Consider the following 22,497-nt stretch of genomic DNA (forward strand, 5'->3'; position numbering starts at 1 on the left):
TGCACCCAAAACTTTCTCTACCATGATGAAGAAATCCTTCATGCTGGCCGCCATGCTCTTCCTGGGCATTACGGCAACCTCCGCCCAGGAGATCCGCGACATGTTCGGCACGGACCAGAAAGGCGAAATCGCGTACGGCGTGCGTGCCGGTCTGAACATCTCGAACATCGGCGGCAAATACGGCCCGGCCCAAGATCTCGACCTCAACTCCCGCGTGGGATTCCAGTTCGGCGGCGTCGTTGACCTCCCGATCACCAACGGATTCTACGTCCAGCCCGGCCTGCTCTTCACGACGCGCGGCGCCAAGGAAGAGATCGGCGGATACAAGGACAAATACCGTCCGATGTACCTGCAAATCCCCGTATTGGGCTCGTTCCGCGCCGATGTCAGCCAGTCGGTGAACGTGCAGGTGAATGTCGGTCCGCACTTTGCATTCGGACTGGGCGGCAAGGAGGTCTATGACGACGGAGAGACAACGGAAAAAATCCCGTTCTTCGGCAAATCCACCGATGATGAAGGCCACTTCGGCGCAAAACGTTTCGACTTCGGCCTCACGTTCGGTGCCGGCGTCACCTTCAAGGAGCACTATTATGTAGGTATCGCCTACGACCTCGGTCTGGTGAACATGGCCATCGAGGACGAGTGGGGCAAGGAGGCCAAGTTCCACAACCGCAACTTCTCGATTCAGATCGGTTATAACTTCTGATCCGGCGCATTGTCATGAAACGACTGTTCACGCTTCTGCTGTTCGCGGCGGCCCTCACGTGGAGCGGCTGCTCGAAGGATGACGACGATACGGTGGACCTGGCCCGGCTGGTCGGGACCTGGGAACTGACCAAGGATTACGACGGCGAATACAACGACTGGGACGAAGAGTGGGGTGCGGAATTCGGTTATATTTTTACGATAGAGTTCCGAGCCGACGGGACAGCAAAAACCCACTACGAAGTGACAGATTACTCCTCGGACCGGGAATACACCTACACCATTGAATCCAAAATGCTGACGATGACGGATCTCAAGGATCCGGATTACCCGAAAATCATCCGTATTGAGAAACTGACCTCCTCCGAGTTGGTCCTTGCCTATGACTACGAGGGTGAGGACGGCAAAACCTGCACGGACAAGGAGTATTACAAACGGATCAACTGATCCGTCCGCCACATTCGGGTCTGATCGCCGGGCCGGAATGCTTTTCCAATTCTTTACCGGAACGGGGCCTCATCGGCCCCGTTCTTTTCGTTCCCGGGTGCAGCACCGGACATCCCCGGATACCGCAATGGCAAACCGCACCCCGTCCGACCCCCGCACGGACGCCGCAGACAGTTCGCGCCCCGTTCCGGCCCGTCCTACCGCATGAGCACCGACGAGTCGCCGTAACTCAAAAAACGGAAATCGTGGTCCAGCGCATAGTCGTAGATGCGGTGCCAGTCGTCGCCCACGAAGGCCGAAACCAGCAGCAGCAGCGTCGATTTGGGCTGGTGGAAATTCGTCACGATGTTGTGCACGATGCGGAATTCATAGCCGAGCGGGGTGATCATGATCTGCGTCGCGGCTTTCAGGCGGTCGAGGTCCTCGCGGTCGAGGTATCCCAGCAGGTCCGCCAGCGCCTCGCGCCCCGTATATGCGGCCGGGATGTCGTAAAGTTCCCACTGCCCGACGACCCGTCCGGCATCGGGCGTCCCCGCCGTGCGGATGCGCCAGCCGAGGGCCGTCAGCGATTCGAGCGTCCGCACCGAGGTGGTCCCCACGGCCGTGATGTGTCCCCAGCGGTCGAGCAGCCGCGCCACCGTCGCGCGGCGCACCTCGAAGTGCTCGGTGTGCATCGGATGCTTCGCGGCGTCCTCGTCCTTGACGGGCAGGAACGTCCCGGCCCCGACGTGCAGGGTCACCTCCTCGAACTCGAAGCCGCGCTGCCGCATCGACTCGATCAGCTCGGGCGTGAAGTGCAGGCCCGCGGTCGGAGCCGCCACCGACCCCTCGAACTTCGAGTAGACGGTCTGGTAGCGCGTGTTGTCGATCTCCTCGCTCTCGCGGTTCAGGTAGGGCGGGATCGGGATGCGCCCGAGGTGTTCGAGCAGCTGCCCGAAGGTCATCGGCGCCGTCCACTCGAAGCGCACCGTGCATTCGCGTCCGCGGTCTTCGGTGATCCATGCCCGGAGGTATTCGGCCCGGCCGTCCGATTCGAAATTGATCTCGACATACCCCTCCTTCCACTTCTTGCGGTTGCCCACGATGCACGACCATTCGCACGCCCCGACCACGGCAAAGGCGCGTTCGTAGTCGGCCGGCGCGTGCGGTTCGAGGCAGAAGACCTCGATGCGCGCCCCGGAGGGTTTGTGCATGATGATCCGCGCACGGATCACCTTCGTGTTGTTGAAGACGAGCAGCTCGCCCGCGGGCAGCACGTCGCCGATGTCGGCGAAATGCCGATCGGAGATTTCGCCGCCGCGGTAGACGAGGAGTTTCGAGGCGCTGCGTTCGGCGAGCGGGAATTTCGCGATCCGCGCGTCGGGAAGCGCGTAATCAAAACGGTTTATGTCGATATGTCGTTCCATTTTTGCCGGAAATTGTGCGGCAAAGTTACTATTTTTTGTAACTTTGCGTCGCATAATGCAAAAAAGAAACCTATGAAGACCGACTTCCTGGTTATCGGCTCCGGCGCCGCAGGGCTCTCCTTCGCGCTGAAAGCCGCCGCCCACGGACATGTCACGATCGTGACCAAGGGCGAGATGATCGAGTGCAACACCAACTACGCGCAAGGCGGCATCTGCTCGGTAACGTACGCCCCCGACACCTTCGAGAAACACATCCGCGACACGCTGGTCTGCGGGGCGGGCAAGTGCGACGAACAGGCCGTGGAACTGGTCGTGCGCCGCGCTCCCGAACTGATCGCCGATCTGATCGCCTGGGGTACGCGCTTCGACAAGACGCCCGACGGCCGTTTCGAGCTCAACCGCGAAGGCGGCCACACCGAGCACCGGATCCTCCACCACGAGGACCTCACGGGCGCCGAAATCGAACGCGCGCTCGTCGAGTCGGTCCGCCAGCACCCGAACATCACGGTCCTGGAACACCACTTCGCCATCGACCTGCTCACGCAGCACCATCTGGGCGAATTCGTCACGCGCCACACGCGCGGACTGGCCTGCTTCGGAGCCTACGTCCTGAACCTCGACACGAACGAGATCGAGACGATGCTCTCGAAGTTCACGATCGTCGCCACGGGCGGCTGCGGAAACGTCTACTCCTCGACCTCGAACCCGATCGTCGCCACGGGAGACGGCATCGCCATGTGCCACCGCGCCAAGGCCATCACCGAGAACATGGAGTTCATCCAGTTCCACCCTACGACGCTCTACAACCCCGGCGAAAAGCCCAATTTCCTCATCACCGAGGCCATGCGCGGCTTCGGGGCGATCCTGCGCCTGCCCGACGGCACGGAGTTCATGGACAAGTACCACCCGATGAAGTCGCTCGCCCCGCGCGACATCGTGGCCCGGGCGATCTACCGCGAAATGACCCGTCTGGGTATGGACTTCGTCTACCTCGACGTCACGCACAAGGACCCCGACTCGATCCGGAGCCACTTCCCGAACATCTGCGAAAAGTGCCGCTCGATCGGCATCGACATCACGAAGGACTGGATCCCCGTCACCCCGGCGGCGCACTACTGCTGCGGCGGCGTGCGGGTCGACACCAACGGCGAAACCTCGATCCGCAACCTCTACGCGCTGGGCGAGACCTCCTGCACGGGGCTGCACGGAGCCAACCGCCTGGCCTCGAATTCGCTCATCGAAGCGGTGGTCTACGCCGACCAGGCGGCCCGCCACACCGCGGAACGGATCGACAAGGTCGACTTCCAGGAGGGAATTCCCGACTGGGACTTCGACGGCACGCAGCACACCGAGGAGATGCTGATGCTGATCCAGTCGAAACGCGAGGTGCAGCAGATCATGACCAACTACGTGGGCATCGTGCGCTCGAACCTCTCGCTCAAACGCGCCATGCGGCGGCTGTCGATCCTCTTCGAGGAGACCGAGGAGCTCTACGGCAAGACCAAGCCCAACCGCGAACTGTGCGAACTGCGCAACATGATCGCCGTGGCCTACCTGATCATCAAGCAGGGCCGCGAGATCAAGGAGTCGGTGGGCTGCCACTACAACATGGATTACCCGAAAGAATAGTACATGACCTTACAGGAAGAGATCACCCGGCGGCGGACCTTTGCGGTCATCGCCCACCCCGATGCGGGAAAAACCACACTGACGGAGAAACTGCTGCTGTTCGGCGGCGCCATCCACGTGGCGGGAGCCGTCAAGAGCAACAAGATCAAGAAGGGCGCGACGTCCGACTTCATGGAGATCGAACGCCAGCGCGGCATCTCGGTGGCCACCTCCGTCATGGGATTCGAGTACGAGGGCCGCAAGATCAACATCCTCGACACGCCGGGCCACGAGGACTTCGCCGAAGACACCTATCGCACGCTGACGGCCGTCGATTCGGTCATCATCGTCATCGACGGCGCCAAGGGCGTCGAGTCGCAGACGCGCAAGCTGATGGATGTCTGCCGGATGCGCAATACGCCCGTCATCGTCTTCATCAACAAGCTGGACCGCCCCGCGAAGGAGCCCTTCGACCTGCTGGACGAGGTGGAGAAGGAGCTGCATATCCGCGTACGGCCGCTGACCTTCCCGATCTCGAACGGCCCCACGTTCAAGGGGGTCTACAACCTCTACGAGAAGCGGCTCTCGCTCTTCACCTCGGACGAGAAGCTCACGGCCGACGCCTCGACGGTCGAGATCACGGACCTCGCATCCGCAGTCGTCGACGAGCACGTCGGCGCGAAGTTCGCCGACCAGCTGCGGCAGGATGTCGAGCTGGTCGAGGGGGTTTACGACACGTTCGACCGCGAGGCCTATCTGCGGGGCGAACTGGCACCGGTCTTCTTCGGATCGGCCGTGAACAACTTCGGCGTGCGCGAGCTGCTCGAATGCTTCATCCGCATCGCGCCGTCGCCGCGGCCCGCGCCGACCGAAACCCGCGAAGTGGAGCCCGCAGAGCCCAAAATGACGGGCTTCGTCTTCAAGATCCACGCCAACATGGACCCGAACCACCGCGACCGCATCGCCTTCCTGAAAATCTGTTCGGGCGTCTTCGAGCGCAACAAGAACTACCTCCACGTGCGGAGCGGCAAGCAGATGAAGTTCTCCTCGCCGACGGCCTTCATGGCCGAGAAGAAGTCGGTGATCGACTTCGCCTATCCGGGCGATATCGTGGGTCTGCACGATACGGGCAACTTCAAGATCGGAGATACCTTCACCGAGGGTGAGAAGCTGAAATTCACGGGAATACCCTCCTTCGCCCCGGAGCAGTTCCGCTACATCGAGAATGCCGACCCGATGAAATTCAAGCAGCTGGCCAAAGGCATCGACCAGCTGATGGACGAGGGCGTGGCGCAGCTGTTCACCTCGTCGCTCAACGGACGCAAGATCATCGGCACGGTGGGCGCCTTGCAGTTCGAGGTGATCCAGTACCGGCTGGAACACGAGTACAATGCCGCGTGCCGCTGGGAGCCGATTTCGATCTACAAGGCATGCTGGATCGAGAGCGACAACGCCACCCAGCTGGCCGACTTCAAACGCCGCAAGCACACGAATATGGCCGTGGACAAGCACGGCCGCGACGTCTTCCTGGCCGATACGAGCTACGCGCTGGCCCTGGCCCAGGAGAACTTCAAGGAGATCCGCTTCCACTTCACCTCGGAATTTTAGCGAAGAGGGGCCGAAGAGGGGGGGGGAGGAGCGACTCAAAAGGGAGCAACGAAGAGGCCACCAAGAAGGACAGAGGGAACCGGAGAAGGATGGAGGGGTCCCGAAGAAAGACGGAGGGGTCCCGAAGAAAGACGGAGAAGACACCAGAGAAGAACGGACGGCCGACGAAGAAGACCGGACGGAAGTCGCCCGAAAAAAGCAGGCCCAATAAAAATTAGAGAAAACCGCCGGAGCAGAAGCGTTCCGGCGGTTTTTCATGGAAACCGCATTCCGGGCGGGAACGCCGAGCCTATCGGGTCAGCACCTCCCAGAAGCGGGCCGGCAGCCAGATGTTCTCCACCGACGCCGCAGCAGCAAACAACGGAGCGATCTCGTCGGGGGTAAAGCCCGCAATGCCGCAGCCGATCTCGGTCACGAGGAATTTCAGATGCGGGTGCCGCCGGGCGAAGTCGATGAATTCGTCCACATAGGGGCGGATGGTCTCCACTCCGCCCTGCATGGTCGGAATGGCATAGCTCTGCCCCTGCAAACCGACACCCTGCCCCCACACGGCGCCGAAGCATCGGCATGCGATCCGTGCGGCGCCACCGCCGTGCATGCCGGCGAGGTTGCTCCCGAAAACGAAGATCTCATCGTCGCGGAGTTCCGCGATACGGTCGGGAGCGATACGCCGCCCGACCGCAGCAATCACACCGCGGCTCATCCCAACCAATATTTGGACCGGGGCAGGTACGACAGGAGACGCACCAGCAGGTATGTGCAGACGAACGAGCAGAGCGCCATAACGGGAACCGCCGTCAGCGTGGAGGAGAACAGCGGCCGGAGCCATCCGACGAACAGCGTCAGGATCATGATGTGCGCAAGGTAGATGCCATAGCTTTTCAACGAGATGTCCTGCACCAGCCGTCCCATGCGGCTTTCGCCCCGGGCCTTGACATGCAGGAAGATCGAGAAGACGCCGTAGGTCATCATCGCGACATTGACGGTACAGAATCCCCAGCTGAGTTCCAGATCCGGGATCGTGGCGGCCGTCTCCACCCGGGAGCAGAAGATCGCCGCCGTGACGATGTATCCCACGACGGTGAGGAGCACGGCCCAGGAGAGGGACAACGGGCCGTATCTGCGGGCATGGAATCCCAGCAGGAAATAACCGATGAATCCGCTGAAATAATAGAACGCCGGAGTCGGATTCCAGAAACACTCGCCCCAGATCTGCGGGAAGATCAGATGAATATAGGGAATCAGCGTCGTAACGCCCCACAGCCCGAGATACCCTTGCAGTTCGGCTTTGGAGCACTTCGCCAGCCACGGGGAGATCACCGGCACGATCAGATAGAGCCCGACCAGCATATAGATATACCAGAGATGCCCGACCTCCACGCCGAAGTTGACCGGGATATGGAGGATATTCGTGATCGCTTGTCCCCAGGAATCCCCGCGGGTGGCCACATAATAGAGGGCATAGAGGGCGGACCATACGACGAAGGGGCCGAGGATGCGGACGAAGCGTTTCTTGAAGAATTCGGAACCGGCCCCCTTCATCGGCAGGAGCAGGAAACCCGAAATCATCACGAACAGCGGCACGGAGATCCGGGCGATGCTGGTAATGATTCCGATCCAGAAGGTGTTCTCACCGGGGACGACGCTTCCGGCCTCCCCGACATAGAAAAATTCGCTGGCGTGCTGATGGATCACCAGGTAGCAGGCCAGGACCCGCAACAGATCCAGCGGGAAATTCCGATCCGATTTCATCGTGCTTTACTTGAAGGAGTGAGTCAATCCGGCCTTGCATATTCCTTGTCCACAAGGCGCCGGACGGGTTCAAAGATACGAAAAAAGGGCTGACAAGCCAAGCGTTCCGCGGACGGATTCCCGGGATTTCCCCAATAGCTTCGACGCCCAATCACACCACTCTCCCCGAGCGCATACAAAAACAGACTTCATCGCATTGAGGTTATTTATCATCAAAAATGACCCGGTATGCCACGTTCCCGCACACTCCAATGATAGTTTTGCCCCTGAAATCAATAAAACGAAACAAACATGGAATGGAATTTATGGAAAAGTATCCGTATGAGGGCAGGCTACAAGACGGCATGGGTAGAGTTCCGGAACCGTGGAGGTGACGTATCGCCCATTTCCCGAGCCGTTATTCAGCCATAATGGCAACAATACCCCTCCCGAAGAGTGCTGTTTAAAAAACATTTTTTATCTTTGTATGTCGCGCAAGCGGCGTACATATTTGATGAAAGTGTTTAGCTTTTATCCTTATGCAGAAATCTGGTAAATTTCACTGAATGTAAGGATTGCTACAACACTCGTCATCTGTATTGGTATGTGAGATTTGATCCCATACTATACAGGTGTGGGGTGGGGTATTGTATCTGTTTATTTACATTCGGGCTTTACCAGAGCCTCTGCATAGATAAACTAACGACTCCACACTTTCTTTTTGTACAAATCCCGCCATACCGGAGTCGAATGGCAACAACCTTTGTTGCTATGAACAAGCGAATCATTTGCGGACTCTTGATTTTCTCATTTACCCTATCCGGTTTATCCGCAATGCCACAAAGCCAGGAGCCGGATAAGAAAGTTCAGCGAAAAGAACGACGCGAAGAACGGCGCCAGGAACGGGAAGACCGCAGAGAAAAGCGTAAAGCGGAGCGTCAGCAGAAAAAAGACAGCCAGGAACCAGTCGAGACCGAGGAGATCCGCGATACAAATCCGATATTGGGAATGCCCCAGGAGGAAGGAGCCAGCCTCTCCCGTGGATCCGTTGATAACACAATACCGAAAAGAGCCACACAAACTGTCGGAACCCGCGATGATCGGGGATCCCGCTCTTCCGCAACAACGACCAAGCCATCAGCCCCGAGTTCCGTATCATCGGAAACATCCAAGACATCGGATCAGAGTTCAACCTTATCAACATCATCGAATGCAAACACAGAAAATTCCGACAGCGGTTGGGGGATCGTAATTCTGCTGCTTTTCATCGGATCGATCGTATACTCGATTATCCATTGGATAACATCTCGTCGTTGTCCGCATTGCGGTAAACTCCGGGCCATGCAGGAGATCGATGAAAAGTTTCTCGGACTTGCAAAAACCGAACGGGTAAAACGAGACAACCAAATCTATTATGTCCATCACAACCGAGTGCAAATAACACGCCGTTGCAAGTACTGCGGATATATGGATTATCAGAACAAAGTTGTAAAAGGAGACGAAGCATAAACACGAACCAAACCAGCCATATTATGAAAAAGCTTCTTTGTTTTTTATTCGCCGTCTCGGTTTTATCGGGATGCGGCGAAGACTACGACGATTCGGCTTTGACCGGACGTGTGGATGACCTCGAAAATCGAGTCTCCAAACTCGAAGAGTTGTGCAAGCAGATGAATACCAACATCTCATCCTTGCAGGCCCTCGTCAATGCCCTCCAAGACAATGATTACATTACCGGAGTTACCCCCATCACCAAAGACGGGGAGACAATCGGCTACACCATCTCTTTTGCCAAAAGTGCACCCATCACCATCTATCATGGAGAGGACGGCAAGGATGGGCAGGATGGCAAACCCGGCGAAGATGGGAACGACGGATCAACGCCGATAATCGGAGTAAAGCAGGATACCGACGGGGTTTATTACTGGACGCTGAACGGCGACTGGCTGACGGATGATTCAGGCAATAAGATTCAGGCAGAAGGTCGCGACGGTACAGATGGCAAGCCAGGCGAGGACGGAAACGACGGACAGGACGGCAAGCCAGGCGAAGACGGGAACGACGGTCAGGACGGTCAGGACGGGAAACCCGGTGAAGATGGAAAAGATGGGATTACTCCTCAGTTAAAAATAGAGGATGGGGATTGGTATGTTTCCTACAACGACGGAGCCTCCTGGACACAACTTGGAAAAGCGACCGGCGACAAAGGAGAACCGGGTGAACCGGGGCAGGCCGGAGGTATTTTCAAGGATGTTGAAGAAACCGACGACAGCGTTATATTCACCTTGAATGACGACAGCACGATTACGATTCCGAAAGCAACGGCATCCGAAACATTGGATATCGTATTCGGCAATACGGATTCGATCAATGTTTTGCCGGACAAAACCTATGAAATCGAGTATACAATTACCGGAGCAGACGAAAACACGCTGATTGAAGTCGTAGCGCAGGATCTTTATAAAGCCTCGGTTTCACCGACGGATTACCGATCCGGAAAAATCATCGTCACAACCCCGTCGGCTGATCTCGGGGCAAGCCGGGTGCTGGTCTTTGTATCCAAAGGGACGAATACCATCATGCGCATCCTCAATTTTGTCGAAAGCGTCATCCTCGTTTCGACCAACACCGTGGAAATCGCCGCAGAAGGAGAAACGGTGCAAGTCGAGGTAGAAACCAACGTAACTTACTCGGTAGAGATTCCGGAAGCCGACCAGACATGGCTTTCGATAGCTGAAACACGCGCGGCAACCCATAAGGAGACACTCACCTTTACGGCACAGGCCAACCCAAACACCACCTATCGTTACTCGACCGTCAATCTGAAAGACGACAGCGGGTTGATTGCCCAAAGCATTCTGTTCGCCCAAAAGGCTTCGGGATACAAGACGGTCCATGTCGAAACGGCAGGGACGTTGGAAAACTACATTTCCGCCGATGAGAAAGAGAAACTGATCGGGCTGAAACTGACCGGGAAACTCAACACGTTCGACTACGACTTCATGCGCACCATGCCCGCTTTGGAATCGGTCGATCTGGCACAGATCGACAATACGACCATTCCGGCCAGCTGTTTCAAAAGCAGTACGATTAAAATAGTCATTCTGCCTCTGAACCTGGAAGCCATACCGGACAATGCGTTTAAGGAAAGCAGCATTACTTCGATAGAAATTCCAGGCACAGTCCTCTCGATCGGAGCATCCGCATTCGAAGGGTGCTCTTCGTTGGCTGGGAATCTGGTGTTGCCCGAAGGCTTGCAGACGATTGGAGAACGCGCCTTCTACCAATGCGAGGCCTTGACCGGAAGCCTGCACATTCCCAACAGCGTCACCTCATTGGGGACATATGCCTTTTACGAATGTTCCGGATTTACCGGCTCTTTGACGTTCGGCACCGGAATAACTACCATCCCAGAATATTGCTTTTGCAATTGTTCCGGATTTACCGGTAATCTGGTAATTCCCGACCAGGTAACAACAATTGAAGGCTGCGCTTTTCGCGATTGCACCGGATTCAATGGGTATCTGACCATCGGCAGCGGAATAAAGCAAATAGGCACCGATGTTTTTTGCAGATTGGACACCTACAACCGCCGATGGCCTTTGTACTTTACCAAAGTGTATTGTAAAGCAACAACCCCACCTGATGTTTCGACCTCTTCGTTCGGAAGTTACAGTGCGTATAGTTATCTGGGAGTTCCCTTCGGATGTAAAGATGCATATGATAAAGATCCCTGGACCTCCCGTTTTACCGCTATTGAAGAAATCGAATTTTAACTGATTACAGCACATGTTATACGAAAAGCTAAACGGCAAATTACAGCCGACCGCCATTCAGCCCAAACAGGTACGGGCATTGACAGCAGACGAACTTACCGATGTTCGCAGAAATTTAATGGAGATTATCCGACAAAAAGGATTCAACCGAAATGGCAAGCCTTTTTCGGCACGAGACCTTGTCGGCAAAAAACAAATTGACTGGGCTAATGATCATGCACTGCAAGCGATCCTTTTGAGATATCCCAAGTCTCAAACAGGACAAAGTTCCATATTAGGTCATGTCTTATATCAAGCATTATTTGAAGACCCCTGCACCAATTATGAGATTACAAGAGGTGGGCATAGTGTTCGATATTGTAGTTTCTGATTGTTTCATATATATATAATTCCGGTCGCGGATAAAACCATAGTTGTAAGTTGTTATCCATCCACCCGCCTCATTCAACTTTTATCCCGACCGTTCCTCGACCTGCCGTCATGCGGCAGGTCGTTTTATTAAATCCCGATAGAGGCGTTTCCGGGGCGATTACAGCTTATATAGCCACGAACCCGATTAAATTCATTATCCGCCTATTCGAAGCGACTGTATAGGCCCAAATACAGCAACCACCCAACAACCAAATACTTAACGACTGAGATTGAAATTTTCGGATGGCGACTATTTATGTACCACTTGTGTACCACCGCCATTTTTCCGGCTATACATCACAAAAGAAAAATCCTCGATATTCGATTGAATATCAAGGATTCTCGGTTAGTCGGGGTGACTGGATTCGAACCAGCGACCACACGCCCCCCAGACGTGTACTCTAACCGGACTGAGCTACGCCCCGATTCCGCCCGCAAAAGAGCAAAACCCTTCGCTTTGGGACTGCAAATATACGATATTTTTCAAAAACAAACACTTTTCTGCAAGATTTTTTTCTACTTTTGCACAAATGAAACGTTTTTTAACCCTCATACTCGCCCTCGCTGCCGCATGCGCAAGCAGCTGTTCCGGCTCCGCAGAGCGGCACATCAGCGATTTCTCGACCGAGGTCTACACCCCGATCTATGCGTCGAGATTCGACATCCGAGGCACCCTGAAGGATGCCTCCACCCTCATCACGGTCCACAGCCCCTGGCAGGGTGCCGCAAACCTCGACCAGCACCTGATCCTCCTGCGCGGAAAGGCAAAGGCCCCCCGGAACACCGATGTTCAGGCCGTACGGGCGCCCGTCCGACGGGTCGTCTGCATGTCATCGAGCCATGTCGCGCTCTTCGATGCCATCGGACAGGCTCCCCGCATCGTCGGGGTCTCCGGAATCGAATACATCCACAACCCCATCATCCGGGAACGCAGTCTCTGCGGCGAGCTCCGCGACGTCGGGTACGACTCCAACCTCGACTTCGAACTCCTTACGGCCCTGAATCCCGACCTGATCCTGCTCTACGGCGTCTCGGGTGAAAATACGGTCGTCACCGGAAAACTCCGCGAGTTGGGAATCCCCTATCTCTACGTCGGAGACTATGTCGAGGAGTCGCCGCTGGGAAAAGCCGAATGGATCGTCGCCGCCGCCGAGCTCTGCGACCTGCGCGGGGCGGGCATCGATTCCCTGCGGAAAATCGCAACCCGCTACAACGCCCAGAAAACCCGGCTCGATCCGGCCGACGCCCGTCCGAAAGTGATGCTGAACACGCCCTACCGCGACACGTGGTTCATGCCGCCCGTCCAAAGCTACATGGTCCGCCTGATCGAGGATGCCGGCGGAAGCTACGTCTACCCGAAAAACCGTTCGAACGCCTCGGTGGCCGTAGAACTCGAAGAGGCCTATCTGCTGGCCAGCGGCGCCGATTTCTGGATCAACGTCGGAGCCTGCGACTCCCTGAAAGAGCTCACGGCCCAGAATCCGAAATTCGCCGAAATTCCGGCCGTCGTGGATCGCTGCGTCTGGAACAACAACCGCCGTCAGACTCCGGCCGGAGGCTCCGATTTCTGGGAATCGGGAACCGTGCGCCCCGATGTCGTGCTGCACGACCTGCGCACGATCCTCTGCGGCGGGGACGACTCCACCTATTATTATAAACGACTCGAATAGCCGATGACGCGCCCTGCTCTGCTGTTCACGCTGCTGACGCTGCTGACCGCCGCGCTCTTCATCGGAGATCTGGCCGTAGGGTCGGTCGACATCCCCCTCGGGAAGGTCTGGGCCGCACTGTCGGGCGGGGAGTGCGACCCGGCGCTCCGCACCATCATCCTGAAAATCCGGCTGCTGAAAGCCGTCACGGCCCTGCTGGCCGGCGCCGCACTCGCCGCCAGCGGGCTCGAAATGCAGACCCTCTTCCGCAACCCCCTGGCCGGACCCTATGTCCTGGGCGTCAGTTCCGGAGCGTCGCTCGGCGTGGCGCTGTTCCTGCTCGGGGCGCCCCTGCTCGGCATCGCCGGACACTCGTTCGTCCAGTCGCTCGGCATCATCGGCGCCGCATGGCTCGGCTCCGCCCTCGTGCTGGCCGTCGTCATGGCCGTCAGCCACCGCATCAAGGACATCATGGTGATCCTCATCCTCGGCATGATGTTCAGTTCGGGCGTCGGGTCCGTCGTCGAGATCCTGCAATACCTCTCCGACGAAGCCGCGCTCAAAGCCTTCGTCATCTGGACCATGGGATCGCTCGGCGATGTCACCGGGAGCCGGCTCATGCTGATGCTGCCGGTCGTCGCGGCAGGGCTCGTGCTGGCCGTCGCCGTCATCAAGCCGCTGAACCTCCTGCTGCTGGGCGAGAACTACGCCCGCACGATGGGGCTCAACGTACAGCGCACGCGCACACGGGTCTTCCTCTCGACGGTCCTGCTGGCCGGGACCGTCACGGCCTTCTGCGGCCCGGTGGGCTTCATCGGACTCGCCGTCCCGCACTTGGCCCGCATGATCTTCACCTCGGCCGACCACCGCATTCTGATGCCGGCCTCGATGCTTGCGGGTGCCGCCCTGCTGCTGATCTGCGACCTGCTGGCCAAAACGCTGGCCCTGCCGATCAACACCATCACGGCGCTGATGGGCATCCCGGTCGTGATCTTCGTCGTCATCCGCAACCGCAACCTCTTCTGAACCGATGAGCATCCGTCTCGAACATATCGACCTCGCCTACGGCAGCCGCACGCTGCTCTCCGACGTCTGCACCTCGTTCGAAGCGGGATCGCTGACCGCCCTGATCGGACGCAACGGCACGGGCAAAAGCACCCTGCTGCGGGCCGTAGCCGGACTGGGGCCGGTCGCGGCGGGGAGGGTGGAACTCTGCGGGCAACCGCTGGCAGAGATGACGCCCCGGCAGCGCGCCGCCACCGTCGCATTCGTCACCACCGACAAGGTACGGATCGCCAACCTCACGTGCGAGGATGTCGTCTCGCTGGGACGCGCCCCCTACACCAACTGGATCGGGCGGATGCAGGATACGGACCGCGCCGTCGTGGAGCAGGCGCTCCGGCTGGTCGGAATGTCGGACTTCGCCCGCAAGACCATGGACCGGATGTCGGACGGCGAGTGCCAGCGGGTCATGATCGCGCGGGCGCTGGCCCAGGACACGCCGCTGATCCTGCTCGACGAACCCACGGCCTTCCTCGACCTGCCGAACCGCTATGCACTGGCAACGCTCCTGCGCCGACTGGCACACGACGAGCACAAATGCATCCTCTTCTCGACCCACGACCTCGACATCGCGCTTTCGCTCTGCGACAGCGTGGCGTTGATCGACACTCCGACCCTGTACACCCTCCCGGCCGACGAGATGGCCGAAAGCGGGCTTCTCGAACGTCTCTTCTCGGGCGAAGAGGCCCGGTTTGATCCCGCAACGCGCAGTGTACGTCTGCGTTAGGCCTTGTCCACAGGTATTTTACACTATTTTTTCACATTTTTTCCGCATATTTTTTGTTCAAGACACTTTTTTATTTACCTTTGCACCGCTAAAACGCCCCATTCAGGGGAGCGCGATAGTGGTAGAGGCCCATTCGTCTATCGGTTAGGACGCAAGATTTTCATTCTTGAAAGAGCAGTTCGATTCTGCTATGGGCTACACAGGGGGGGGCCGGATGATTCCCCGCGGCGATTTTCCCGCAGAGAGAGTCGGAAGGATTCAACCCCATGACGGGTATAAAACATCGAGGAGCGGACCGCAAGGTCTATCCGACAGCGGCCACGGCCGTTCAAGTGCAGGAAACAGAAAAAGTAAAAAATAAATCAACAAGGGATTATGGCAAACCATAAGTCATCCAAGAAACGGATTCGTCAGACGGTGACGAAACGTGCTCACAACCGGCTCTATCACAAGACGACGCGCAACGCCGTGAAGGCCCTGCGTTCGACGACCGAGAAGAGCGCCGCCGAGGCTCTGCTGCCGAAGGTGACGGCAATGCTCGACAAGCTGGCCAAGCACAACATCATGCACAAGAACAAGGCTGCGAACTTGAAGAGCGCCATCCAGCTCCACGTAAACGCACTCTAAACACTTGCGCAACAACCTGCAAAGCCCGGACCGTAAAGTCCGGGCTTTGTCATTTCAACGCCGCAACGTTTCTCCGGGTCGAAACCGCGGCCAACAAACGGGGCAGCATCCATCCCGCCCCGACAAAGACAGAAACAAAAACCGCCCTGCCCCGCCGGAGTTCGCACCGTCCGGCACATAAAAAACCGGTCCGTCCCACAGGACGAACCGGTCTGCAACAGCCCGAGAGGACCGCTGCTATTTCAAACCGTCGATTACGGCAGCAATCCGGTCGAAGACCTCATCCATCGTGCCGACCCCGTCGACCAAAGCATACTTGTTCTGTCCGGCATAGTAATCAGCCACGACGGCCGTCTGACGGTGGTAGACGTCCAAACGGCCGCGGATCACCTCCTCCGAAGCGTCGTCGGCACGTCCCGAATCCTTGCCGCGCAGCAGGATGCGCCGGACCAGCTCCTCCTCCGGAACGTGGATATCCACCATGATGTCGACCTTCAAGCCGTGTCTGGCAAGGATCTTGTCGAACTCCTCGGCCTGAACCGTCGTGCGGGGGAAGCCGTCGAAGATGCAGCCTTTGGCGTCGAGATGGTCGGCCACATAGTTGGCAATCATGCCGATGACGATCGAGTCGGGGGCCAGTTTGCCCTCCTTGATGTAGGACTCCATGCTGCGGCCGAGCTCCGTACCGCGGCGGATCTCGTCGCGGATCACCTCGCCCGTCGAGACGTGGTCGATTCCGTAATGCTCCTTCAAACGCTGGGCCTGGGTTCCCTTGCCGCACCCCGGGGCGCCGAATAAGACGATATTTACCATAACTAACCCGTTTTTATGATTTGGTCGACACAAAAATAGGTTATTTTTGTCCAAATAAAGAATGTTTGGCTACTTTTGTAAAAAAATTCAGAAACATGGAGCCCAAAAAACGCACCGAGATCGCCTCGCTCGGACAATTCGGATTGATCGACCTGCTGACGAAGGAGTTTTCGATTCAACACGCCACCACGCTCCGCGGCGTTGGTGACGATGCCGCCGTGATCGCCCCGCCGGCCGGCGAGACCATGCTGTGCTCGACCGATTCCTTCTACGAGGGGGTGGATTTCGACCTCACCTACTTCCCGCTCAAACACCTCGGATACAAGGTCGTCACGGCCGGAGTGAGCGACCTGCTGGCCATGAATGCCCGGCCGTCGCAGATCACCGTCTCGCTGGGCGTCTCGTCGAAACTCCCGGTCGAGGCGTTGCAGGATCTCTACGAAGGGATCTCGTTCGCCTGCAAGGAGCAGGAGATCGACCTCGTGGGCGGCGACACGCGGGCCTCGATGACCGGGCTGGTGATCACCGTAACGACGCTGGGCCACGCCCCGAAGGAGCGGATCGCCTACCGCAGCGGCGCGCAGCTCCACGACCTGATCTGCCTGACGGGCAACCTCGGGGCGGCCTACATGGGGCTCCAACTGCTCGAACGCGAGAAACGGGTCCTCGCGGATGTCGCAAACCCCGAACCGCAGTTCAAGGGCTACGAATACCTGCTGGAAAAATACCTGAAACCGCGTCCGCGGCGGGACATCATCGAGGCGCTGGCCGAGGAGAAGATCACGCCGACGTCGATGATCGACCTCACGGACGGACTGGCAAGCGACCTGATGCAGCTCTGCAAGTCGTCGAAGTGCGGGGCACGGATCTATCTGGAACGGATTCCGATCGCGAAGCAGACGACGGCGCTGGCCGAGGAGATGCACACCGACCCGGTGGTGGCGGCGCTGAACGGCGGGGAGGATTACGAGTTGCTGTTCACGGTCCCGCTGGCGATGCAGGAGCAGGTGATGCGGCTGGGGCTGGTGGACGTGATCGGCCACATCACGGCCGAATCGACCGGCGCCTACCTCGTCACTCCCGACGGCTCGGACATCAAGTTAAAGGCACAGGGGTTTCCGGAAGCGACAGTTTAAAAGCGTAATGGCCTACCAATAAATTAGGTGGAAACGCTTCCAAAAAGTTGGTTTCCGCTATACCTCTTCGCTCTGCTTCAAGCAAATACCAGAAATGAGCAACAGGAGTGCCGAAGCTATAAGCAATGCGTACAAATAGGATGTATCCGGACCAAGCAACATGGAAACCGCAGCAGCCAGAGCAAGAAACGCGCCCCAAGCGGCGAAAACCAGGCATCTTGTACTACGTTGCTCCTTTTCAGCAAATGATTGTTGCACAACAATCATCTCCGAAGATAGCTCCGGGGCTCCACGTTGAATGCGGCGCCATCCTGCCAATGTACAGAAAAAGAGAATAAACAACATGATAGCTTCGACAGGTGCGCCGATAAGGGGTAATAATCCGACGACTTTGGCAACCAACGTAAAAATCGCAACCTTGAAAAGCATAGCGGCCCCACGGCGGGCTTCCATCGTATATGTCTCCGAGTTTTTCAGCATCCGGCATCCCGAAAACATCTTTATATAGCTGATGACGATAATGACGAAAGCGGCAATCTTTCCCAACATTCCTAAAAATCCGGCAAACAAAGCGACAACCATCAATATATACGACAATCTAATTCGGCGTACCCCTTCATGGTCGGCTTCATGCGGTTGAAGATACATGAACCTCGACAACAAGATATAAAAATAGACGTATCCGAAAATCGTCAAAAAGCCCAAAAGCCACCCCAGAACATCGAACAAATCAAACATCGATTCTCCCTGCATCATTCCCGCGAAAGTCCCCATCCAACCATTGGGATTCAATAAGGAATCGATCGAATCCAAGAGGTTTGCAGCAATGTTGGCCAACGTATAGAGCCAAATGGCACCGATCAGCGCACCAACGGTTTTTTTCCAGTAGGTATTTTCCATGAAGAAATCAGTTTTGCCGCCCGCACCCCGACGGTAAAATACAAAAAGAAAGCGTGGTGCCGAAGCCTATTTCTATCGGGATAGGTCGTAGGATACCTTTGGATTCAAAATAAGCAACAACTCCCACGCCTATATCCGCAGAATACGGATACGACGCGGCAAGATGCGTGCCCATTCCCCATCCAAATGAATTTCCTACGTTCATCCCGAGGGAACAGACTTACACTTTCCGTGTTTGTCGATATGTAATGCGAAGATACGAAAAAAAACGAGAAATTCCGCTGTGCATGAAATTTTTAATCCCCTGTTTTTCATTTTTAATTATTCTTTCGTATCTTTGCGGTCCCGAAATGGGACTAACAACTAATTAAACACATTATGAACAATTACGAAACCGTTTTCATTGTCACGCCCGTGCTGTCCGATGCGCAGGTACAGGAGGTCGCTGACAAATTCCAGGGTGTTATCACCGAAAACGGCGGTCAGATCGTGAACCGGGAGTCGTGGGGTCTTCGCAAGCTCGCATACCCGATCCAGAAGAAGACCACCGGTTTCTACTTCCTCATGGAGTTCACGGGCGAAGGCTCGCTGATCAACACCCTCGAAACGCAGTATCGCCGCGATGAGCGCGTGATCCGTTTCCTGACTTTCAAGCAGGACAAATTCGCCGTCGAGTACTCGGAGAAGCGTCGTGCAAAACTTTCTAACAAACAGGAGGAGTAAACCATGGCACAGGAAAACAAGGCACAGTCGGAAATCCGTTACCTCAACCCCGTATCGGTCGACGTCAAGAAAAAGAAATACTGCCGCTTCAAGAAGCTCGGCATCAAGTATGTGGACTACAAGGACGGTGAGTTCCTCAAAAAGTTCCTCAACGAGCAGGGCAAGATTCTGCCCCGCCGCCTGACCGGAACCTCGCAGAAGTTCCAGAAGAAGGTTGCACAGGCCGTCAAACGCGCACGCCACCTGGCCATCCTGCCCTTCGTAACCGATTGCATGAAATAATTAACAGGAGGACAAGACCATGGAGGTAATTCTGATCAAAGATATCGAGAATCTGGGCTACGCAAACGACATCGTGAACGTGAAGCCCGGCTACGCAAACAACTACCTGATCCCGCAGGGATACGCCAAAGCCGCTACGGCTGCCGCCAAGAAGATCCTCGCCGAGAACCTCAAACAGCGTGCTCACAAGGATGCCAAGATCCTCGCCGACGCACAGGCGCTGGCCGAGACGATCTCGAACCTGCCGCTGACCCTCTCGATGAAGGCCGAGGAGGGCAAGCTCTTCGGTACGGTGACGGCTACGGACCTCGCCGAGGCCCTCGCCGCCAAAGGCATCACCGTGGACCGCAAGCAGATCAGCGTCGAGCCCATCAAGACCGTGGGTGAGTACGAGGCTACGGCCCGCCTGCACAAGGAGGTCAAGGCTACGATCAAGTTCTCGGTGGCCGCTGCCGAATAGGCCTGCGAACCATCCATACAACAAAAAGGGAGGTTTCCTGCACAGGAAACCTCCCTTTTTCATATCCGGCGCCAACGAGACTCCATCCGCCGCCCCGGCTACCACGGCAGGCCGGGGCCTCCGGGCGTCACGCCGCGGGTCTCACGTCCACGGTACCAGACTTTCCAGTTGTCCCGCGCATACCCGCCGGGCAGGACGGAGAACGATTGGGCGGCGGCACGGGGAGAGCCGCCCGCCCCTCTTCCGTCCACATCTGCACTCCGATCAGCAGCAGAGCGCCCAACAGCACTGCATTTTTCATGGTTTCGGGATTTTATCCAAGTAACGTGGAAAGATAGCGATTTCTTATTCACGGAGCAAGGATTCGGGCCGGAAAGAGGCAAAAAACGCCCGCACTCGATGAGTGCGGGCGTCGTCGTTCAGGAGCGGGGTCTCACACGGCCGACCGGCCATCCGCCCCCTCTCCCACTCGGGATTATTCCTCGGTCTTTTCAGCCTTCTCGGCCTTCTTCGGAGCGGCGGCAGCCTTCTTCTCGGCAGCCTCCATGGCGCTCTTCAAGGCGGCCAGACCGGCGATGTCGCCGAGGGTCGTCTTCTCAACCGAAGCGTTGATCTTCTTCACGGTCGACTTCGTAGCGTCGGCTGCGGCACGCTTTTCGGCTTTCTCGGCGGCAACGGCCTCCTTGCGGGCGTCGTCGTAGGTGCGCAGGTGCGAAAGCGTGATGCGCTTCGTGGCCTTCGAGAACTCGATGACCTTGAAGTTCAGCTTGTCGCCGGCCTTCGGCGTCGTGCCGTCCTCCTTGACGAGCTGGCGCGACGGGCAGAAGCCCTCGATGTTCTCGCCCAGAGCGACGACGGCTCCCTTGTCGGTAAGCTCGGTGATCGTACCCTCGTGGATGCTCTCTACCGGGAACTGGTTCTCGAACTCGTTCCAGGGGTTCTCCTCGAGCTGCTTGTGGCCCAGCGACAGACGGCGGTTCTCCTTGTCGATTTCCAGAACAACCACCTCGATGTCGGCGCCTACCTGGGTGAACTCGCCCGGGTGCTTGACCTTCTTGGTCCAGCTCAGATCCGAGATGTGGATCAGGCCGTCGATGCCCTCCTCGATCTCGACGAAGACGCCGAAGTTCGTGAAGTTGCGGACCTTGGCCGTCGTGCGGGTGCCGACGGGGTATTTGGTCTCGATGTTCTCCCACGGATCGGGCGTGAGCTGCTTGATGCCGAGCGACATCTTGCGCTCCTCACGGTCGAGCGTCAGGATAACGGCCTCGACCTCGTCGCCGACCTTCATGAACTCCTGTGCCGAACGCAGGTGCTGGCTCCAGGACATCTCCGAAACGTGGATCAGACCCTCCACGCCGGGAGCGATCTCGACGAAGGCGCCGTAATCGGCCATGACGACCACGCGGCCCTTGACCTTGTCACCGACTTTGAGGCTGGCGTCCAGCGCCTCCCACGGATGCGGGGTGAGCTGTTTGAGACCCAGGGCGATGCGCTTCTTGGCCTCGTCGAAGTCGAGGATCACGACGTTGATCTTCTGATCGAGCGAAACGATCTCCTCGGGGTGGTTTACGCGGCCCCACGAGAGGTCCGTGATGTGGATCAGACCGTCTACGCCGCCCAGGTCGACGAATACGCCGTAGGAGGTGATGTTCTTGACGGTACCCTCGAGGATCTGGCCCTTTTCGAGCTTCGACATGATGACCTGCTTCTGGGCTTCGAGTTCGGCCTCGATGAGGGCCTTGTGCGAAACGACCACGTTGCGGAACTCCTGGTTGATCTTCACGACCTTGAACTCCATGGTCTTGTCGACATATACGTCGTAGTCGCGGATGGGCTTCACGTCGATCTGCGATCCGGGCAGGAAGGCCTCGATGCCGAATACGTCGACGATCATACCGCCCTTCGTGCGGCATTTGATGTAACCCTTGATGATCTCGTCCTTCTCGAGGGCCTCGTTGACGCGGTCCCACGATTTGAGCTGACGGGCTTTCTTGTGCGAGAGGGCCAGCTGACCGTTCTTGTCCTCGGCCGACTCCACGTAGACTTCAATCTTGTCGCCTACTTTCAGATCGGGGTTGTAGCGGAACTCCGAGACGGGGATCACGCCCTCGCTCTTGTAGCCGATGTTCACCAGCACTTCGCGCTTGGTGATGGCGGTAACGGTACCCTCGACCACTTCGCCGACGTTGACGTTCGAAAGCGTCTTGTCATAGGCTTCGGTGATCGCGGCCTTGTCCTGATCGTAGACGGCCAGGTCGTTCTCAAAGGCGTTCCAGTCGAAATTCTCGTTGGCAACTCCGTTTTTCAGTTCTTCCATGTGTGGAAATTTTGCGATGCAATCGCTCGTTAAATGGTTAATAATAAAGTTTGTAGCCCCCACGTGCGGCTTTGTACGCGCACGCAAGGGCCACAAAGGTAGTCAA

Annotated in this window: 21 protein-coding genes and 2 tRNA genes; 16 read left to right on the forward strand and 7 right to left on the reverse strand. The window is 57.2% G+C overall.

Translation table 11 applies throughout. From position 1 onward, the window contains the following. The first annotated feature begins 22 nt into the window (after window positions 1-22). On the forward strand, window positions 23-706 hold the full coding sequence (locus tag B5G16_RS10550; protein WP_087263709.1) for a porin family protein: 684 nt from the start codon (window positions 23-25) through the stop codon (window positions 704-706). A gap of 14 nt (window positions 707-720) precedes the next feature. Next, window positions 721-1,152, forward strand: a complete 432-nt coding sequence (locus B5G16_RS10555) for a lipocalin family protein (RefSeq protein ID WP_087263710.1) — start codon at window positions 721-723, stop codon at window positions 1,150-1,152. A 197-nt stretch (window positions 1,153-1,349) separates the two neighbouring features. On the opposite strand, the gene B5G16_RS10560 is transcribed toward B5G16_RS10555, so the two are convergent. After that, window positions 1,350-2,558 carry an S-adenosylmethionine:tRNA ribosyltransferase-isomerase gene (locus B5G16_RS10560; RefSeq protein WP_087263711.1) on the reverse strand — a complete coding sequence of 403 codons (1,209 nt, stop codon included), beginning with the start codon at window positions 2,556-2,558 and terminating at the stop codon, window positions 1,350-1,352. 72 nt (window positions 2,559-2,630) lie between these two features. Here B5G16_RS10560 and nadB point away from each other — a divergent pair, with 72 nt between their 5' ends. Continuing rightward, entirely contained in the window at window positions 2,631-4,187 is a 1,557-nt protein-coding gene (gene nadB / locus B5G16_RS10565) for an L-aspartate oxidase (protein ID WP_087263712.1), read from the forward strand. Between the two features lie 3 nt (window positions 4,188-4,190). Next, the gene (locus tag B5G16_RS10570) at window positions 4,191-5,774 is read left to right on the forward strand and encodes a peptide chain release factor 3 (protein ID WP_087263713.1); all 1,584 of its coding nucleotides are present in this window, start codon (window positions 4,191-4,193) and stop codon (window positions 5,772-5,774) included. 289 nt (window positions 5,775-6,063) lie between these two features. Here B5G16_RS10570 and B5G16_RS10575 read toward each other — a convergent pair whose 3' ends face one another. After that, on the reverse strand, window positions 6,064-6,477 hold the full coding sequence (locus B5G16_RS10575; protein ID WP_087263714.1) for an A1S_2505 family phage non-structural protein: 414 nt from the start codon (window positions 6,475-6,477) through the stop codon (window positions 6,064-6,066). Next, complete coding sequence (locus B5G16_RS10580) at window positions 6,474-7,526, reverse strand: acyltransferase (protein ID WP_087263715.1); 1,053 nt, start codon at window positions 7,524-7,526, stop codon at window positions 6,474-6,476. Before B5G16_RS10580 ends, B5G16_RS10575 begins: the two co-directional genes overlap by 4 nt. Before the next feature lie 750 nt (window positions 7,527-8,276). On the opposite strand from B5G16_RS10580, the gene B5G16_RS12605 reads away from it, so the two are divergent. The 3 genes from B5G16_RS12605 to B5G16_RS12610 are packed head-to-tail and all read left to right on the forward strand — an operon-like array spanning window position 8,277 to window position 11,651. Then, window positions 8,277-9,014: a hypothetical protein gene (locus tag B5G16_RS12605; protein ID WP_143260873.1), complete on the forward strand. Its 738-nt coding sequence runs from the start codon at window positions 8,277-8,279 to the stop codon at window positions 9,012-9,014. 23 nt (window positions 9,015-9,037) lie between these two features. Beyond that, the gene (locus tag B5G16_RS10590; protein ID WP_087263717.1) at window positions 9,038-11,281 is read left to right on the forward strand and encodes a leucine-rich repeat protein; all 2,244 of its coding nucleotides are present in this window, start codon (window positions 9,038-9,040) and stop codon (window positions 11,279-11,281) included. A gap of 13 nt (window positions 11,282-11,294) precedes the next feature. Further along, window positions 11,295-11,651, forward strand: a complete 357-nt coding sequence (locus tag B5G16_RS12610; protein ID WP_143260874.1) for a hypothetical protein — start codon at window positions 11,295-11,297, stop codon at window positions 11,649-11,651. A 391-nt stretch (window positions 11,652-12,042) separates the two neighbouring features. Here the strand turns inward: B5G16_RS12610 and B5G16_RS10595 are convergent. Next, a tRNA-Pro gene (locus B5G16_RS10595) sits at window positions 12,043-12,117 on the reverse strand. 105 nt (window positions 12,118-12,222) lie between these two features. Between B5G16_RS10595 and B5G16_RS10600 the strand changes: the two genes are divergently transcribed. The 5 genes from B5G16_RS10600 (at window position 12,223) to rpsT (ending at window position 15,757) form a co-directional block, all read left to right on the forward strand. Then, the gene (locus B5G16_RS10600) at window positions 12,223-13,362 is read left to right on the forward strand and encodes an ABC transporter substrate-binding protein (protein ID WP_087263718.1); all 1,140 of its coding nucleotides are present in this window, start codon (window positions 12,223-12,225) and stop codon (window positions 13,360-13,362) included. Between the two features lie 3 nt (window positions 13,363-13,365). Continuing rightward, on the forward strand, window positions 13,366-14,367 hold the full coding sequence (locus B5G16_RS10605; RefSeq protein ID WP_087263719.1) for a FecCD family ABC transporter permease: 1,002 nt from the start codon (window positions 13,366-13,368) through the stop codon (window positions 14,365-14,367). A gap of 4 nt (window positions 14,368-14,371) precedes the next feature. Beyond that, the gene (locus B5G16_RS10610) at window positions 14,372-15,130 is read left to right on the forward strand and encodes an ABC transporter ATP-binding protein (protein ID WP_087263720.1); all 759 of its coding nucleotides are present in this window, start codon (window positions 14,372-14,374) and stop codon (window positions 15,128-15,130) included. A 126-nt stretch (window positions 15,131-15,256) separates the two neighbouring features. Continuing rightward, window positions 15,257-15,328: transfer RNA gene (locus B5G16_RS10615), tRNA-Glu, on the forward strand. A 177-nt stretch (window positions 15,329-15,505) separates the two neighbouring features. Further along, a complete protein-coding gene (gene rpsT, locus B5G16_RS10620) occupies window positions 15,506-15,757 on the forward strand; it encodes a 30S ribosomal protein S20 (RefSeq protein ID WP_087263721.1) in 252 nt (83 codons plus the stop codon). Between the two features lie 237 nt (window positions 15,758-15,994). Here rpsT and B5G16_RS10625 read toward each other — a convergent pair whose 3' ends face one another. Then, a complete protein-coding gene (locus B5G16_RS10625; RefSeq protein WP_087263722.1) occupies window positions 15,995-16,570 on the reverse strand; it encodes an adenylate kinase in 576 nt (191 codons plus the stop codon). A 95-nt stretch (window positions 16,571-16,665) separates the two neighbouring features. Between B5G16_RS10625 and thiL the strand changes: the two genes are divergently transcribed. Then, window positions 16,666-17,706, forward strand: a complete 1,041-nt coding sequence (thiL, locus tag B5G16_RS10630; protein ID WP_087263723.1) for a thiamine-phosphate kinase — start codon at window positions 16,666-16,668, stop codon at window positions 17,704-17,706. A gap of 57 nt (window positions 17,707-17,763) precedes the next feature. Here thiL and B5G16_RS10635 read toward each other — a convergent pair whose 3' ends face one another. Continuing rightward, window positions 17,764-18,606 carry a hypothetical protein gene (locus tag B5G16_RS10635; RefSeq protein ID WP_087263724.1) on the reverse strand — a complete coding sequence of 281 codons (843 nt, stop codon included), beginning with the start codon at window positions 18,604-18,606 and terminating at the stop codon, window positions 17,764-17,766. A gap of 378 nt (window positions 18,607-18,984) precedes the next feature. Here B5G16_RS10635 and rpsF point away from each other — a divergent pair, with 378 nt between their 5' ends. The 3 genes from rpsF to rplI are packed head-to-tail and all read left to right on the forward strand — an operon-like array spanning window position 18,985 to window position 20,071. Then, window positions 18,985-19,329 (forward strand): 30S ribosomal protein S6, encoded by a 345-nt coding sequence (gene rpsF / locus B5G16_RS10640; protein ID WP_087263725.1) that lies wholly within the window; start codon window positions 18,985-18,987, stop codon window positions 19,327-19,329. Between the two features lie 3 nt (window positions 19,330-19,332). Next, a complete protein-coding gene (gene rpsR / locus B5G16_RS10645; protein ID WP_018694586.1) occupies window positions 19,333-19,611 on the forward strand; it encodes a 30S ribosomal protein S18 in 279 nt (92 codons plus the stop codon). 19 nt (window positions 19,612-19,630) lie between these two features. Beyond that, window positions 19,631-20,071, forward strand: coding sequence for a 50S ribosomal protein L9 (gene rplI, locus B5G16_RS10650; protein WP_087263726.1), 441 nt, complete (start codon window positions 19,631-19,633; stop codon window positions 20,069-20,071). Window positions 20,072-20,546: 475 nt separating this feature from the next. Here rplI and rpsA read toward each other — a convergent pair whose 3' ends face one another. After that, complete coding sequence (gene rpsA, locus B5G16_RS10655; RefSeq protein ID WP_087263727.1) at window positions 20,547-22,391, reverse strand: 30S ribosomal protein S1; 1,845 nt, start codon at window positions 22,389-22,391, stop codon at window positions 20,547-20,549. Between the last annotated feature and the right edge of the window lie 106 nt (window positions 22,392-22,497).

This window comes from Alistipes sp. An66, assembly GCF_002161445.1.
Taxonomy (GTDB): Bacteria; Bacteroidota; Bacteroidia; order Bacteroidales; family Rikenellaceae; genus Alistipes; species Alistipes cottocaccae.

Coding starts and splice junctions, on each gene's coding strand:
- rpsR (WP_018694586.1), top strand. CDS start 19,333: ATGGCACAGGAAAACAAGGCACAGTCGGAAATCCGTTACCTCAACCCC.
- B5G16_RS10580 (WP_087263715.1), bottom strand. CDS start 7,526: ATGAAATCGGATCGGAATTTCCCGCTGGATCTGTTGCGGGTCCTGGCC.
- rpsA (WP_087263727.1), bottom strand. CDS start 22,391: ATGGAAGAACTGAAAAACGGAGTTGCCAACGAGAATTTCGACTGGAAC.
- rpsF (WP_087263725.1), top strand. CDS start 18,985: ATGAACAATTACGAAACCGTTTTCATTGTCACGCCCGTGCTGTCCGAT.
- B5G16_RS10550 (WP_087263709.1), top strand. CDS start 23: ATGATGAAGAAATCCTTCATGCTGGCCGCCATGCTCTTCCTGGGCATT.
- B5G16_RS10635 (WP_087263724.1), bottom strand. CDS start 18,606: ATGGAAAATACCTACTGGAAAAAAACCGTTGGTGCGCTGATCGGTGCC.
- rpsT (WP_087263721.1), top strand. CDS start 15,506: ATGGCAAACCATAAGTCATCCAAGAAACGGATTCGTCAGACGGTGACG.
- B5G16_RS10555 (WP_087263710.1), top strand. CDS start 721: ATGAAACGACTGTTCACGCTTCTGCTGTTCGCGGCGGCCCTCACGTGG.
- B5G16_RS12605 (WP_143260873.1), top strand. CDS start 8,277: ATGAACAAGCGAATCATTTGCGGACTCTTGATTTTCTCATTTACCCTA.
- B5G16_RS10590 (WP_087263717.1), top strand. CDS start 9,038: ATGAAAAAGCTTCTTTGTTTTTTATTCGCCGTCTCGGTTTTATCGGGA.
- B5G16_RS12610 (WP_143260874.1), top strand. CDS start 11,295: ATGTTATACGAAAAGCTAAACGGCAAATTACAGCCGACCGCCATTCAG.
- nadB (WP_087263712.1), top strand. CDS start 2,631: ATGAAGACCGACTTCCTGGTTATCGGCTCCGGCGCCGCAGGGCTCTCC.
- B5G16_RS10570 (WP_087263713.1), top strand. CDS start 4,191: ATGACCTTACAGGAAGAGATCACCCGGCGGCGGACCTTTGCGGTCATC.
- B5G16_RS10625 (WP_087263722.1), bottom strand. CDS start 16,570: ATGGTAAATATCGTCTTATTCGGCGCCCCGGGGTGCGGCAAGGGAACC.
- B5G16_RS10605 (WP_087263719.1), top strand. CDS start 13,366: ATGACGCGCCCTGCTCTGCTGTTCACGCTGCTGACGCTGCTGACCGCC.
- thiL (WP_087263723.1), top strand. CDS start 16,666: ATGGAGCCCAAAAAACGCACCGAGATCGCCTCGCTCGGACAATTCGGA.
- rplI (WP_087263726.1), top strand. CDS start 19,631: ATGGAGGTAATTCTGATCAAAGATATCGAGAATCTGGGCTACGCAAAC.
- B5G16_RS10600 (WP_087263718.1), top strand. CDS start 12,223: ATGAAACGTTTTTTAACCCTCATACTCGCCCTCGCTGCCGCATGCGCA.
- B5G16_RS10575 (WP_087263714.1), bottom strand. CDS start 6,477: ATGAGCCGCGGTGTGATTGCTGCGGTCGGGCGGCGTATCGCTCCCGAC.
- B5G16_RS10560 (WP_087263711.1), bottom strand. CDS start 2,558: ATGGAACGACATATCGACATAAACCGTTTTGATTACGCGCTTCCCGAC.
- B5G16_RS10610 (WP_087263720.1), top strand. CDS start 14,372: ATGAGCATCCGTCTCGAACATATCGACCTCGCCTACGGCAGCCGCACG.